This is a genomic window from uncultured Marinobacter sp., from assembly GCF_947259545.1.
Lineage (GTDB): Bacteria > Pseudomonadota > Gammaproteobacteria > Pseudomonadales > Oleiphilaceae > Marinobacter.
The window spans coordinates 394171-409325 of the sequence record NZ_CAMYMK010000002.1; the positions used below are offsets into that span (position 1 = coordinate 394171).

At 58.6% G+C, this 15155-nt stretch carries 13 protein-coding genes; 10 read left to right on the forward strand and 3 right to left on the reverse strand.

The features are described 5' to 3' along the window. Positions 1-48: 48 nt before the first annotated feature. The 4 genes from Q0Y21_RS01980 (at position 49) to Q0Y21_RS01995 (ending at position 2495) form a co-directional block, all read left to right on the forward strand. A complete protein-coding gene (locus Q0Y21_RS01980; RefSeq protein ID WP_297792473.1) occupies positions 49-249 on the forward strand; it encodes a CsbD family protein in 201 nt (66 codons plus the stop codon). Positions 250-320: 71 nt separating this feature from the next. Further along, the gene (locus tag Q0Y21_RS01985) at positions 321-467 is read left to right on the forward strand and encodes a lmo0937 family membrane protein (RefSeq protein WP_297791033.1); all 147 of its coding nucleotides are present in this window, start codon (positions 321-323) and stop codon (positions 465-467) included. 125 nt (positions 468-592) lie between these two features. Next, on the forward strand, positions 593-1588 hold the full coding sequence (locus Q0Y21_RS01990; RefSeq protein ID WP_297791035.1) for a peptidase U32 family protein: 996 nt from the start codon (positions 593-595) through the stop codon (positions 1586-1588). Positions 1589-1601: 13 nt separating this feature from the next. Continuing rightward, complete coding sequence (locus Q0Y21_RS01995; protein WP_297791037.1) at positions 1602-2495, forward strand: U32 family peptidase; 894 nt, start codon at positions 1602-1604, stop codon at positions 2493-2495. Between the two features lie 3 nt (positions 2496-2498). On the opposite strand, the gene Q0Y21_RS02000 is transcribed toward Q0Y21_RS01995, so the two are convergent. From Q0Y21_RS02000 to Q0Y21_RS02010, 3 genes are all read right to left on the reverse strand, one after another. Continuing rightward, on the reverse strand, positions 2499-2978 hold the full coding sequence (locus Q0Y21_RS02000; protein WP_297791039.1) for an SCP2 sterol-binding domain-containing protein: 480 nt from the start codon (positions 2976-2978) through the stop codon (positions 2499-2501). 68 nt (positions 2979-3046) lie between these two features. Beyond that, positions 3047-3706: a two-component system response regulator NarL gene (gene narL / locus Q0Y21_RS02005; RefSeq protein WP_297791041.1), complete on the reverse strand. Its 660-nt coding sequence runs from the start codon at positions 3704-3706 to the stop codon at positions 3047-3049. A 36-nt stretch (positions 3707-3742) separates the two neighbouring features. Further along, positions 3743-5602: a histidine kinase gene (locus Q0Y21_RS02010; RefSeq protein ID WP_297791043.1), complete on the reverse strand. Its 1860-nt coding sequence runs from the start codon at positions 5600-5602 to the stop codon at positions 3743-3745. A 180-nt stretch (positions 5603-5782) separates the two neighbouring features. On the opposite strand from Q0Y21_RS02010, the gene Q0Y21_RS02015 reads away from it, so the two are divergent. The 6 genes from Q0Y21_RS02015 (at position 5783) to Q0Y21_RS02040 (ending at position 14777) form a co-directional block, all read left to right on the forward strand. Beyond that, on the forward strand, positions 5783-7051 hold the full coding sequence (locus Q0Y21_RS02015) for an MFS transporter (protein WP_297791045.1): 1269 nt from the start codon (positions 5783-5785) through the stop codon (positions 7049-7051). A gap of 141 nt (positions 7052-7192) precedes the next feature. Beyond that, positions 7193-10936 (forward strand): nitrate reductase subunit alpha, encoded by a 3744-nt coding sequence (locus tag Q0Y21_RS02020; protein ID WP_297791047.1) that lies wholly within the window; start codon positions 7193-7195, stop codon positions 10934-10936. Beyond that, positions 10933-12507 carry a nitrate reductase subunit beta gene (gene narH / locus Q0Y21_RS02025; protein ID WP_297791049.1) on the forward strand — a complete coding sequence of 525 codons (1575 nt, stop codon included), beginning with the start codon at positions 10933-10935 and terminating at the stop codon, positions 12505-12507. Before Q0Y21_RS02020 ends, narH begins: the two co-directional genes overlap by 4 nt. Positions 12508-12517: 10 nt before the next feature. Further along, on the forward strand, positions 12518-13258 hold the full coding sequence (gene narJ, locus Q0Y21_RS02030; protein ID WP_297791051.1) for a nitrate reductase molybdenum cofactor assembly chaperone: 741 nt from the start codon (positions 12518-12520) through the stop codon (positions 13256-13258). A gap of 23 nt (positions 13259-13281) precedes the next feature. Further along, positions 13282-13959: a respiratory nitrate reductase subunit gamma gene (narI, locus tag Q0Y21_RS02035; RefSeq protein WP_297792475.1), complete on the forward strand. Its 678-nt coding sequence runs from the start codon at positions 13282-13284 to the stop codon at positions 13957-13959. An 11-nt stretch (positions 13960-13970) separates the two neighbouring features. Continuing rightward, positions 13971-14777 (forward strand): peptidylprolyl isomerase, encoded by an 807-nt coding sequence (locus tag Q0Y21_RS02040; RefSeq protein WP_297791053.1) that lies wholly within the window; start codon positions 13971-13973, stop codon positions 14775-14777. The last annotated feature ends 378 nt before the right edge of the window (positions 14778-15155 follow it).

The following is a 15155-nucleotide window of genomic DNA, read 5'->3' on the forward strand; positions in this document are numbered from 1 at the left end:
GCATAGTCTGACTCTGAAGCCATCAACAGAGGAGCGGCTATCGTGAGCATGTTCAGTGCGGACGAAATGAAAGGTAAGTGGAAGCAACAGGTCGGCAAAGCAAAGCTGGCCTGGGGTAAGCTGACGGAAGATGAACTTTTGGCGGCAGAAGGTCGTCAGGAGAAGCTTGCAGGCCTCGTGCAGGAACGGTATGCGATAACCCGTGAAGAGGCAGAAAAGCAGGTCAAGGAATTCTTCAGCAAGAACTAGGATGTCAGTCCACCCGAACCACGAGTTCAGATATTCGTGGTTCGACGGGGGATCAACACGGGGATACAGCCATGCTGGAAACAATTGTCGTTATTCTACTGGTGCTTTGGGTTCTGGGTCTGGTGACTTCGTACTCCATGGGCGGTTTGATTCACATTCTGCTGGTGGTTGCGGTTGTGGTGATTCTGCTGCGGGTTTTCCGCGGGCGCGGGGTTTGATCCGGGAGCTGTATGTCGTCGTCTGGTCTGAATTTTTGCGATAAGGAACGGGGCGCTGATAAAGGTCAAGGCACTTCCTGCTTGGGTAGCGGTATGTTAGCCGCACGCTTGCAGTGGAGAACACCATGGAACTCGTCTGCCCGGCCGGTAGCTTACCGGCCCTGAAAACCGCTGTGGATAACGGCGCTGATGCAGTGTATTTCGGTTTCCGGGACAGCACCAATGCCCGCCAGTTTGCCGGCCTGAACTTCAATGACAAACGCGCCGCCGAAGGCATCGGATATGCCCACACCAGGGGCCGCCGGGTGTTCTGTGCGATCAATACCTATCCGCAGCCGGATGGTTGGGAGCGGTGGAAATCCGCAGTAGATCGTGCTGCGGGCCTGGGTGTGGATGCCATCATCCTGGCCGATATGGGCCTGCTGGATTACGCCGCCAACAAATACCCGCATATTCCCCGGCACCTTTCTGTGCAGGGTTCTGCCACCAGTTACGAGGCCCTGTCTTTCTACAAGGACAACTTTGACATCCGCCGTGCAGTGTTGCCGCGGGTGCTTTCGCTGGACCAGGTGCGGGGCGTGGCAAAACATAGCCCGGTGGAGCTGGAAGTCTTCGCCTTCGGCAGCCTGTGCATTATGGCCGAAGGCCGTTGCTATCTTTCTTCCTACCTGACAGACGAATCCCCCAATACTCGCGGCGCCTGCTCGCCGGCCAAGGCTGTCCGTTGGGAGGAGACGGCCCAGGGGCTTGAGTCCCGTCTCAATGATGTGCTGATTGATCGCTACGGCGAGGGCGAATCCGCTGGCTACCCGACCCTGTGTAAGGGCCGTTTTGAGGTTGAGGGCAATGTGTACCACGCCATTGAGGAACCGGTCAGTCTGAACACGATGGACCTGCTGCCGGAGCTGAAGTCGCTGGGTATCAGTGCCGTGAAAATTGAGGGCCGTCAGCGCAGCCCCGCCTACATCGCCGATGTGGCGGGCACCTGGCGACAGGCTCTGGATCACCTGGACGTAACGCCGGATGACTTCACGGTCGAATCCAGCTGGCGGAACACACTCTCCAGCCTCTCCGAAGGCGGCCTGACCACCCTGGGCGCCTATCACCGCAAGTGGAAATAAGGTTCAAGTCGGTATGATGAAACTCTCACTTGGGCCGATTCTGTGGTTCTGGTCCAAACAGACGGTGTTCGATTTCTACGGCAAGGCCGCCGAGTGGCCGGTGGATACCTTCTACCTGGGAGAAGCCGTGTGCTCACGCCGGCGGGAGCTGAAGCCGGATGACTGGTTCGGTCTGGCCCGCGATCTGAAAGCCTGTGGCAAAGAGGTAGTGCTTTCTACCCAGACTCTCATTGAGTCCGAGGCCGACCTTCGCCGCTTGCGGCGAATTTGCGATCAGAACGAGTTCATGGTGGAAGCCAATGACCAGAGTGCGATGCAGGTGGCGATCCGTAACGGGATTCCATTTGTTACCGGCCCGTCCATGAACATCTACAATGTGGCCACGCTCAAGGTACTGGCAAAGCAGGGACTGAAGGGCTGGAACCTGCCGGTGGAACTGGGCAGGGAAACCCTGGATGAGCTTATCAAAGGTTTGCAAGAAGAAGGCCTGGATCTGCCAGCGGAAGTGTTCGCCTGGGGCTTCCTGCCTTTGGCCTGGTCCTCCCGTTGTTTCACGGCACGCCATTACAATCTGCCCAAGGACAACTGCGAGTTCCGCTGCCTGGAGCATCCGGACGGTATGGAGCTGCGCTCCCGGGAGTCCCAGGAACTGTTCCGACTGAACGGCATTTCGACCCTGTCTGGTTCGCGCTATGACTTGATGCGGGAGCTGCCGGACATGGAACGAATGGGTGTATCGACGGTGCGCCTGAGTCCGGAACACCTGGGTATGGAGGGCGTTGTTCAGCGTTTCGATCTGGTTCGTCGAGGGCAGGTGCCGGAGCAGGACCCGTTGACTCTGGTGGAGGCTCCGCCCTGCAATGGATACTGGTACGGTCGTCCGGGCATGGAGCTGGTCCTGCGTTAGCGCTTATCTGAGCAGGGACCGGAAATCCCATTCCAGGCTATCGAGCAGGTTTTTCAGTCCCAGTCCAAGCTCCGTATCACCTTCAATAACCAGCTGGCGCTGAAAGAAGAGTTGATCCGGGTCCTGCCGTTGCTCTGCCAGCATTCTGAATGCGCCCAGGGAGCCCCGGATCGTGGTTTCGCCCGGGCCATCGAGAATGCGAAGGCGACCAGCCCAGAAGCCGATGGTAATGCCGGGTTGCCCGCCCGTTGCTTCCAGCCGGATCCGGCGCCCTTCAAAGTCATCGAACTCACCATCAGTGATGGCTGCTGCAAACAGTCGGTTGAGTGGTGCTTCAGCGGCCAGTTGCTTGAATGGAACCGGAATACGGCGGTCTATGGTTTCAAGCATCGGAAAAGGCGAGGGCAAATACTCTCTGAGAACGGCCAGGGATTGATCGAGAAGAGGGTTGTTCAGCAATGCAGGGGGCAGGGGGAATGCCATGGTGTACTCCGGGCGGTTTCAAACACACCCAGAGTAATGGAAACCATGCTGCAGTGATTTGATATAACTCAGCCTTTATGCAGACCTTCTTCCACCGCCCACACAGCCACTTCCACCCGGGAGCGCAGGTTCAGTTTCTTCAGCAGGTGCTTGACGTGAACCTTCACGGTGCCGTCGCTGATGTCCAGCTTGCGGCCAATCATCTTGTTGGACAGGCCCTCGGCGATCAGGCGGAGGATGTCTTTTTCCCGTGGGGTCAGGCTGTCAAAGTCCGGGCGTGAGGACTGCTGGGGCTTCTGTGACCGCAGGGCCTCGGCCAGCAGGGTAGTGAGACGGTCACTGATGACCATCTTGCCAACGGCGGCCTGGTGTAGCTGCTGGATCATGTCTTCCGGCTCCATGTCCTTGAGCAAGTAGCCGTCGGCGCCGGCGCGCAGGGCGGCCACCACGTCGTCTTCATGGTCAGATACCGTAAACATGATAATGCGGGAGCTGATGCTCTGCTCCCGCAGTTTTTTCAGGGCCTCAATGCCGTTGATTTCGGGCATGTTGAGATCCATCAGGATCAGGTCCGGCTCCAGGTCTGTGGCCAGGCGGATACCATCGGTGGCGTTGCTGGCCTCACCGACAACCCGCATGTCATCTTCCATTTCGATCAGTTGTTTGATGCCCTGACGCAGTAGCGGATGGTCATCAATGAGCAGGATGCTTGCGGGTGTTTCAGCCATGGATTCTCTCTCTGTCTCTGATTCTGGTTATTGATCTTAGCTGTTGGATGCCTGGGATGTTATCAGGTGTCGGCTTTTCGGTACGAAGCCCAACGATACTTCCACCCCCCCGGTATCGCGGTTCTGTACGCTAATCTTGCCACCCAGGGTCCGGGCGCGATCCTGCATGATGATCAGGCCGTAGTGCTGCATTGGCTGGTCGCCTCCGGGCAGACCCTTCCCGTTATCCAGTATTCTGACGCGTACAGTGGGTGATTCAAACAGCACCTGAACGGCAATGTCGGTCGCCTTGGAGTGTTTGACGGCGTTGGCCAGGCCTTCCCGGACAATTTGCAGTGCATGAATTTCTTCGTTCGGCGACAGGGTTTGTGGTGGCAGGTTGTATTCCAGTCTTACCGGATAACCCAGGCGGTCCGAAAATTCATCAACGGTTTGTCTGAGAGCGGTGGCCAGATCCGGTGTGTCGAGTTTAAGGCGAAACGTGGTCAATAGTTCCCGCAACTGGCGGTAGGCGCTGTTCAGGCCCGTGCTCAGTTCTTCAAGGATGCTGTTATGCAAGGCTTCGTGGTCGCCGGTGATGTCCAGCCGGCGCAAACGTGCCACCTGCATTTTCAGGTAGGAAAGTGACTGGGCGAGGGAGTCGTGCAGTTCCCGGGCAATGACCGTGCGTTCTTCAGCCAGGGTCAGCTGTTGTTCTTCTGTAATCTGTCGTTCCAGGAAGATGGCGGTGGCAAGCTGGTCACTGAGGGTTTCCAGCAGGCGCCGGGCCGTTTCTGAAAGTCCCTCGCTGGCGGGGTACCAGACTTCCAGGGTGCCCAGCAGTTGTCCCGGCGTGCGGATAGGCAATAGCAATCTTCGGCCATCGTTGTCTTCGGATGGCAGTTCGTCGAATACTTCCGGCGTCACCAGGCAGGCATTACAATGGTGATCCTTGCAATAGAACGGTCGTTCCTTTGTCGAGGTGGTAATGGCTTCCACCGGTTCGCTGGAGTTCTTGTCATGGAGAAACAGCCGGATGGGACCAATGCCCAGCAGCAGCTCGAGATCCTGAAGCATGGGGATAGCGCCGCTGCAAAGATCGTGGTTGGCGAACAGTGAACGGCTGGCAGAATGGAGTAGCTCCAGCGCAGCGTGGCTTTTCTCCAGCTCCCGGGTTTTGTCCCGTGCCTCTTTTTCCAGTTCGTGATAACTGAGTGCGAGTTCGCTGGTCATCTGGTCAAAGGCGCTGCCCAGGCGTGAAAGTTCATCAGACCCGGTCAGGTCGGCCTTGCGGGTAAAGTCCTTCTCTCCCACAGCCATGGCAATGTCTACCAGCTTTCTGAGCGGTCGCAGTACCCGGTTCTTCAGATCGAGGAACAGACCGATAATGATCAGCACGGAAAAGACCAGGCTGATAATCTGGATCAGGTGGAGTAAGTCTATGCGGGCTTCAGTTCGACTCTCCAGCATGCTGACAAGATCGTCCACGGTGACCACGTAGCTTTCTGTGGCAGTAAACAGGCTGCCTGGCGTGCTGCCATTTGCCGAATGTGCTTCCAGGGCCGGGCGCAGTTCCTGGCGCCAGGTATCCAGAACGTTCTGGTACTGTCGGGCGAGTGGGTGATCGGGGGCTTCCGGAATGGCCTGACTGAACACCGGATTCTCAAGGCGCTGTTCGTAGGCATCAAGTTGTATGCCGGTTTCCTGCCCGTTACTCCTGTCAGCATCGGTACCGGCAGCGCCTGCCAATAACTTGAAAGCCCCCATGCGCAGCGAGCCGGCGAGGTTGATGGCGGTGGCATTGCCTTCGATACTCTTCGAGACTCCGAGAGTTACGCCCATGCTGACAACCGCCGTAAGCACGATGGCTCCGACGACAATGGCTATCCGCGTTACAAGAGGGCTTTTAGGTGTCATGTGTCCGGTTCAGTAACTGCCTTTGAATTATGGCATTTTGACCTAGCGTCATCCCCGAGTATACCTATTAGAGGATAGTCATTTACCCCGATAGGCGATCACCCATCATAGTCTTTGACCCTTTGCCGGACAAAACACGACACTGAAAGTCAGTTCAGTCGGCAACTGATGGGCAACGCCATGGGTCCTGAATCCTATCAAGACGATGATATCCTGACCTCTCTGGCGGTGGTGCTTCCGCTCGCCCTGGCCGGCTTCGTCGTGGCGGCGGGATGCTGGACCCTGTTTGCCGTCTCGGGTGTGCATGTCAGGGAAGCCCTGAACCTGAGTAATGTACAGTTTGGGTTGTTGCTGGCCATGCCGATGGCAGCAGGTGCTTTGCTGGCGGTACCAGCCGGACTGCTGGCACAGCGTTTTGGCGCCAGGCGCGTGATGATTGCCTGCCTGGCCGGGCTGGCAGTGTCTATGGTGCTGATTGTCATCGCCCGTTCGTTCACAGGGTACCTTCTCGCCTCCGCCGGCCTGGGCCTGGCGGCAGGATTCTACAGTGCCGGCCTGCAGTTTGTGACCAGGCATTCGCCACGGGAACATATCGGTCTTGTACTGGGGATTTTCGGCGCCGGGGTCACCGGGGCCGGCTTTAACTACTATCTGGTGCCGCTGATTCATCAGGCATTCACTTGGCAAGGCGTGCCACTGGCCTACCTTACCGTGCTTTTGCTGGTTCTCGTCTTGCTGCTGTTACTGACCGACGACGTGGACTCTGCCGGAGAGCCTGCAGAGGACGCCACCGTCGGTCAGCTACTGTTGCGCCTGCGGACTTTGCGAATGTGGCAACTTTGTCTGTATTTCGGAGTTGTGGCCGGAAGCTTTTTCACCCTGGCGCTGTGGCTTCCCGATTACCTCTCCTCCAGATTTTTGCTCACGGTGGAAAGTGGAGCAAAACTGGCTCTGTGGTTTGTCATCCCCGGAGCGCTGGCCCAGATCGTGGGAGGCGGTCTGTCTGACCGCTTCGGAACAGCGCGGGTGATTGTTCGGGCCCTGGCGGTGTGCCTGACGGTGCTGTTCGTGCTTTCCTACCCACCCATGACGCTCTTCATTCAGGGCGTGGAGCAAACCCTGGAGCTTGAGCTGGCGATGCCGCTGTATCTGGAACGGGTTTTCGTACTGTTGCTGGGCATGGCTCTGGGGTGTGCCATGGGAGGCCTGCAGCGGATGATGGTGGCGGAGAATCACGACGGTGCGGCGTTTGCAGCTGGCATGTTGCTGGTGAGTGCCTGCACTGTGGCCTTCCTTCTGCCCCTGTTGTTTGGCGCTGTTAACCAATGGCTCGGGGTTCGCAGTGCCGTGTTCATGATCCTGTTTGTGGTGTTCGCGGGCTGCCTGTTCCTGTTTGCCCGGGGCCAGCGTCGCAGTGAGCGTCAGGCCCTACTCCATACCGGCATATAGACGTTATACCCACTGGGTGGTAGAGACGGGTTATGTGGTAGTAACCACGCAGATTTCGGGGTCTTTCTCCCACACAATGGTCTCAAATCGGAGCTGCATCAGAACAGTGATGCGGCAGACGGGCAGATGGAGAGAGAGACCATGAGTCATTTGATCGACAAACTGAATTACTTCAGGAAGAAGCGCGAGCCGTTCGCCAACGGCCACGGCGAAACCCACGATGTCAGTCGCGAGTGGGAGGACAGCTATCGCCAGCGCTGGCAGCACGATAAGATCGTGCGCTCCACCCACGGTGTAAACTGCACCGGCTCCTGCAGCTGGAAGATCTACGTCAAGAACGGCCTGGTCACCTGGGAAACCCAGCAAACCGATTACCCCCGTACCCGTCCGGATCTGCCCAACCACGAACCCCGTGGCTGCCCCCGCGGTGCCAGCTATTCCTGGTACATGTACAGCGCCAATCGTCTCAAGTATCCGCTGATGCGCAAGCACCTGATGCAACTGTGGCGGGCTGCAAAGATCCAGTACAACGATCCGGTGGACGCCTGGGCCTCCATCGTCGAGGACCCCAGGAAAACCGCCGAGTACAAACCGCGCCGTGGCATGGGCGGTTTTGTGCGTTCCAGCTGGGACGAGGTCAATGAGCTGATCGGCGCCTCCAACGTCTACACCGCCAAAACACACGGTCCGGATCGTATCCTCGGCTTCTCGCCGATTCCGGCCATGTCCATGGTGTCTTATGCCGCAGGCAGTCGTTACCTGTCCATGATCGGTGGCGTGTGCATGAGTTTCTACGACTGGTACTGCGACCTGCCCCCGGCCTCTCCGCAGACCTGGGGTGAGCAGACCGACGTGCCGGAGTCCGCGGACTGGTACAACTCCGGTTACATCATTGCCTGGGGCTCCAACGTCCCCCAGACCCGGACCCCGGACGCCCACTTCTTCACCGAGGTCCGCTACAAGGGCACCAAGACCGTTGCCATCACCCCGGACTACGCAGAAGTCTCTAAGCTTTCCGATGAGTGGATGAACCCCAAGCAGGGCACCGATGCAGCTCTGGGCATGGCCATGGGTCACGTGATTCTGAAGGAATTTCACGTTGAGAAGCCCAGCGAATACTTCACCGATTACGTGCGCCGCTACACCGACATGCCTTATCTGGTCATGCTGGAGCAGCGTGAGGACGGTCGCTTTGTACCGGGCCGCTTCCTGCGTGCCAGCGATCTGGTGGACGGTCTCGGAGAAGAAAACAATCCCGAGTGGAAAACCATCGCCATCGACGAGAAAACCAACCAACTGACAGCGCCCAATGGGTCTATCGGTTACCGTTGGGGTGAGAAGGGCAAGTGGAACCTCAAGCAGACTGCCAGCACCCAGGATGTAGAGCTGCAGCTATCCATGGTCGAGAAGCACGACGAAGTCGTGGATGTTGCCTTCCCGTACTTTGGCGGTATCGAGCATGATCATTTCCAGCACGTTGAAATCAGCGACACCCTGACCCACAAGCTCGGCAGCCGCAAGGTACAACTGGCCGATGGCTCCGAGGCGCGTGTGGTTACCGTCTACGACCTGATGGTGGCCAACTACGGCATCAGCCGCGGGCTGGGTGATGATGACGGCGCCACTTCCTATGACGAAGTGAAGCCATACACCCCGGCCTGGCAGGAAAAGATCACCGGCGTACCTGCCGACAAAGTGATCCGCATTGCCCGTGAATTCGCCGACAATGCGGACAAGACCAAGGGTCGCTCCATGGTCATCGTCGGTGCCGGCATGAACCACTGGTACCACATGGACATGAACTACCGCGGCCTGATCAACATGCTCATCATGTGTGGCTGTATCGGCCAGAGCGGTGGCGGCTGGGCCCATTACGTCGGCCAGGAAAAACTGCGCCCCCAGACCGGCTGGCAGCCCCTGGCCTTTGGTCTGGACTGGCAGCGGCCGCCTCGCCACATGAACTCCACATCGTTCTTCTACGCCCACTCCGGGCAGTGGCGTTACGAGAAACTGGGTGTGGACGAAATCCTGTCGCCGCTGGCGGACAAGTCCAAATTCGGTGGCAGCCTGATCGACTACAACGTGCGCGCCGAGCGTATGGGCTGGTTGCCGTCGGCCCCGCAGCTCAACCGCAACCCCCTGGGTATCGCGGCGGAAGCTGAAAAGGCCGGTATGGAAGTATCGGACTACGTGGCCCAGTCCATGAAAGACGGCTCCCTGGCGTTCGCCAGTGAAGATCCGGAAGCGCCCCAGAACCATCCGCGCAATATGTTCATTTGGCGCTCCAACCTGCTGGGTTCCTCCGGTAAGGGCCACGAATACATGCTCAAGTACCTGCTGGGAACCACCAGTGGCCTGCAGGGCAAGGACCTCGGCCATGAAGGCGGCGCCAAGCCGAAAGAAGTGAAATGGCATGACGAGGCGCCGGAAGGCAAGCTCGACCTGCTGGTGACCCTGGATTTTCGCATGTCCACTACCTGTCTGTATTCAGACATCGTTCTGCCGACGGCCACCTGGTACGAAAAGAACGACCTGAACACATCGGATATGCACCCGTTCATTCACCCGCTCACCGCGGCCACCGACCCGGCCTGGGAAGCGCGCAGTGACTGGGAAATCTACAAGGGCATTGCCAAGGCATTTTCCAAGGCGACCGAAGGCCACCTGGGTGTTGAGAAAGACGTGGTGACCCTGCCGCTGCTGCACGACGCACCAGCCGAACTGGGCCAGCCGTTTGACGTCAAGGACTGGAAGCGGGGCGAGTGCGAGCTGATTCCGGGCAAGACCGCGCCCAACTTCATCACCGTTGAGCGGGACTACCCGAATACCTACGCACGGTTTACCTCCCTTGGGCCGCTGATGGACAAGCTGGGTAACGGTGGCAAGGGTATTAACTGGAACACCGAGAAAGAAGTGAAGTTCCTCGGTGAGCTGAACTACAAGCATATAGACGGCGCCAATGCCGGCCGGCCGAAGATTGAAAGTGCCATCGATGCGGCAGAAGTGATTCTGACCCTGGCACCGGAAACCAACGGCCAGGTAGCAGTGAAGGCGTGGGCTGCCCTGTCGGAAATGACCGGCCTGGACCACACCCACCTGGCGAAGAACAAGGAAGAGGAGAAGATCCGCTTCCGGGATGTCGTGGCGCAGCCGCGCAAGATCATCTCCAGCCCGACCTGGTCTGGCCTGGAAGACGAGCACGTGTCCTACAACGCGGGCTATACCAACGTCCACGAGCTGATTCCCTGGCGCACCCTGACCGGTCGTCAGCAGTTCTACCAGGACCACGAATGGATGCGCGCTTTCGGCGAGAGCCTGCTGGTCTACCGTCCGCCCATCAACACCAAAGCGGCGGCTCCAATGCTGGGTAAGAACACTAACGGCAATCCGGAGAAGGCGCTGAACTGGATCACCCCGCACCAGAAGTGGGGGATTCACAGCACCTACAGTGACAACCTGCTGATGCTGACCCTGTCCCGCGGCGGCCCGATTGTGTGGCTGAGCGAAGACGACGCCAAAGAGATCGGCGTGGAAGACAACGACTGGATCGAACTGTTCAACGCCAACGGTGCCATTGCGGCCCGTGCAGTGGTGAGTCAGAGGGTGATGCCGGGCATGGTGATGATGTACCACGCCCAGGAGCGGATCGTGAACATTCCGGGGTCTGAAATCACCGGTACCCGGGGGGGGATCCACAACTCGGTCACCCGGGTGTGCCCGAAACCGACCCACATGATTGGTGGTTACGCCCAGTATTCCTACGGTTTCAACTACTACGGCACCGTAGGCTCCAACCGGGACGAGTTCGTGGTAGTGCGCAAGATGCACAACATCGACTGGCTCGATGGCGAAGGTAATGACACTGTTCAGGAGGCTGTAAAATGAAAATCCGCTCCCAAGTCGGCATGGTACTGAACCTGGACAAGTGCATCGGATGCCACACCTGTTCCGTGACCTGCAAAAATGTGTGGACCAGCCGTGAAGGCATGGAATACGCCTGGTTCAACAACGTCGAGACCAAGCCCGGTATCGGCTACCCGAAAGAGTGGGAAAACCAGGACAAGTGGAAGGGCGGCTGGATGCGCGACAGCTCCGGCAAGATCCGTCCGAAGATCGGGGGCCGTTTCCGGGTGCTGGCGAACATTTTCGCCAACCCGGACCTGCCGGAAATCGACGACTACTACGAGCCGTTCGACTTTGACTATCAACACCTGCACACCGCAGGCGACAGCAAGCATCAACCAGTCGCCCGGCCGCGCTCGCTGATCTCCGGCCAGCGCATGCAGAAAATCGAGTGGGGCCCGAACTGGGAAGAAATCCTGGGTACGGAATTTGCCAAGCGCCGCAAAGACAAGAACTTTGACCAGGTGCAGGCGGATATCTACGGCCAGTTCGAGAACACCTTCATGATGTACCTGCCGCGCCTGTGCGAGCACTGCCTCAATCCGGCGTGTGTTGCCAGCTGCCCGAGCGGTGCCATCTACAAGCGGGAGGAAGACGGCATCGTCCTGATCGACCAGGACAAGTGTCGTGGCTGGCGGATGTGTGTGTCCGGCTGCCCGTACAAGAAGATCTACTTCAACTGGAAAACCGGCAAGTCCGAGAAGTGCATCTTCTGCTACCCGCGTATTGAAGCCGGGATGCCGACCGTGTGCTCCGAGACCTGTGTTGGCCGGATTCGCTACCTGGGTGTGCTGCTTTACGACGCAGACCGCATCGAGGAAGTGGCCAGCACCCCGGGTGAGCATGAGCTTTATGAAAAGCAGCTGGAAATTTTCCTGGACCCGAACGACCCGAAGGTAATCGAACAGGCCAGAAAAGACGGCATCCCGATGAACGTGATCGAGGCGGCCCAGCGCAGCCCGGTCTACAAAATGGCGGTGGACTGGAAACTGGCCCTGCCGCTGCACCCGGAATATCGCACCCTGCCGATGGTCTGGTACGTGCCGCCCCTGAGCCCCATCCAGTCTGCGGCGGAAGCCGGCAAGGTCGAGTTCGACGGCATATTGCCGAAGATCGAAAGCCTGCGGATTCCGGTCAAGTACCTTGCCAATCTGCTGACGGCTGGCGACGAGAAGCCGATAGTTCGAGCCCTGAAGCGGATCATGGCCATGCGCCTGTACAAGCGTGCGGAAACCGTGGAAGGCAAAGAGGACTTGCGGGCACTGCAGGAGGCCGGCCTGACCAAGGCTCAGGCCGACGAAATGTACCGTTACCTGGCCATTGCCAACTACGAGGACCGCTTCGTGATTCCCACCAGCCATCGCGAGCTGGCGAAAGAAGCGTTCCCGGACGCCACTGCTTACGGCGAGCGCAACGGCTGTGGCTTCAGCTTCGGCGACGGTTGTAACGGCGACAGCGAGTTCAACATGTTTGGAGGCCGCAAGCAGACCACCAGCATGGTCCAGAAACTGTCTACCGTGAAGCAGGTAGATCCGAAGCAGCTGCAGGAATAAGGAGGCCATCATGCAACTATTAAAAGTTATGGCAAGGCTGCTGGAATACCCCACCGCCGAGCTGCAGGAATCGAGGGATGCTCTGGTGGCGGTTGTGCTCGAAGACAATCGCCTGCCACGCCAAAACAAAGAGCAACTGCTGCGCTCTGTGGAGCTGATCTGTGATCAGAATCTGCTGGACCTGCAGGAAAACTACGTGGGCACTTTCGACAAAGGCAGGGCAACGTCCCTGCTGTTATTCGAGCACGTGCATGGCGAGTCCCGCGACCGGGGGCAGGCCATGGTGGACCTGATGGAGCAGTATCGCGCAAACGGCCTGGAAATCGATGTGAAGGAACTGCCGGACTATCTCCCGCTGTTCCTGGAATACCTGTCGACCCGGCCGTGGGAAGAAATCAAAAACTGGCTGGAGGATATCCACCACATACTGGGACTGCTGGGAGAGCGGCTCTATCAGCGCGAAAGCCTCTACCACGTGGTGATGGACTCATTGCTGGAGCTGTCCGGACGCCAGACCAATCGTCAGGAACTGGCCCAGATCGTAGCCGCCGAGGAGCGCGACGACACCCCGGAAGCCCTGGACAAAGTCTGGGAAGAGGAAATGGTGAAGTTCGTGGACGACCAGGGCAGCTCCTGCAGCACCGGCGGCGTGGTCGGACAGCGCCGCCGCGAGCTGGAACAGACCCAGACGATCCATCTCAGTGACCAACTGATGACAGATGCAACCCCCCAGCAGGCAGGGAACGCCTGACGGCGCAGGAGGAAATAACGATGATGTCCTATCTCAATACACTGATTTTCGGAATCTACCCCTACGTGGCTATCGCCATCATGGTGCTTGGCACCTGGGCACGTTACGACCAGGGGCAATTCACCTGGAAGGCTCACTCCAGCCAGATGCTTCGCAAGAAGAACATGGTCATGGCCAGTGTGCTGTTCCATGTGGGCGTACTGGTGATCTTCTTCGGCCACCTGGTGGGGTTGCTGACGCCGCACTGGGCCTATGAGTGGCTGATGACCCCGGGCCAGAAACAGGTTATGGCCATTGTGGTTGGCGGCATTGCTGGCGTGATGGCCCTGATTGGAGGCGCCATGCTCGCCTGGCGTCGCCTGACCGATCCTCGTGTGCAGGCGAGCAGCTCCTTTGCGGACAACATGATCATCGTCATTCTGGTAATCCAGCTGGTCCTCGGACTGGCAACCATATTGCCAACCATGGGACACCTGGACGGCGGCACCATGCTCAAGTTTGCAGCCTGGGCGCAGGGGATTCTGACCCTTCAGGGCGGAGTGGCCGACTACATCGCCGATGTGCACTGGATCTACAAGACCCATATCTTCCTGGGCCTGACCATCTTCGTGCTGTTCCCGTTTACCCGATTGGTGCACATGTTGAGCGTACCGGTGGAGTATTTCGGGCGTAAGTACCAGGTTGTGCGCAAGCGCGCGTGAGGAGAAACATCATGCAACTGATACCTGTTGGCGAAGCCGAAAAGCCCAGAAACCAGTTCCCGCCGGTCTACGTGGGTGACACCCTCATCCACGAAGACGACATCGCCCGGGAGCTGCAACACCACCCGGCTGAAGAAGTCGCCGAAGCCTGGCACGAAGCCGCCAAAAGCCTGGTCATCCGCGAGCTCCTGCTGCGGCAGGCCAGCCGCCTGGATCTGGACGATATCGACGACGAAGAAGACCGCATCGCCCGCGTCCTCGAACGGGAACTCAGCGTCCCTGACCCCAGCGAACAGGACTGTGAACGCTTCTACGCCGCCAACCCCGGCCGCTTTTGCAGCCCGACCTTGATGGCCGTCAGCCACATCCTCCTCGCTGCCGCCCCGGACGACGTCCAGGAACGCATCCGCCAGGAAGAAGCGGGCCGACAACTGCTGTCCTCCCTGCTCGATGGCCGCGCCCAATTCGCCGAGTTCGCCAGGCAATACTCCGCCTGCGAATCCCGCCACCAGGGCGGCAGCCTCGGCCAGATCAGCAAAGGCCAGACCGTGGAAGAGTTCGAGCGCCCCGTTCTCTCCCTCCAGGAAGGCCTCAACCCGGAACTGATCGAAAGCCGCTACGGCTGGCACATCGTCCGAGTGGATCAGCGAATTGACGGCGAACAGTTGCCCTACGAACACGTCAAGCCGCAGATACGACAGTACCTGAGCGAAAGCGTCACCCGACGGGCATTACGTCAATACCTGCAGGTTCTTGCTGCGGAAGCCGGTGTAGAAGGTGTGGACTTGGAAATACCAGATTCACCGCTGATGCAGTAAAGCGTGTACCCGTAAACTCTCGAGACTGGCGGGGAACCTCTTTCCAAAACTGTGCGGAGCCATGGATGGCGGAGCTCAAGCGTCACAGGGACGTGCCGCAAGGAGCGTGTTTTGGAAAGAGGTTCCCCGCCAGGCTGCGCACCAGAGCCCAAGCGCCACATGGATGTGCCGCAAGGAGCGTGTTTTGGAAAGTGGTCCCACCCGTAGGCCTGTGCTCCCATGTAAAAGAACAAATAAACAGCCAACCCCTTCTTTGAGGTAAATCAATTACTCAGAAAGAACCCACCAACTACCCCCAACGGGGGAGCGATTTCCCCCTCTCGTCCCACTACCATGAAAGCCAGATATGAGATGCATTATTAATGCAGAGGCAAACAT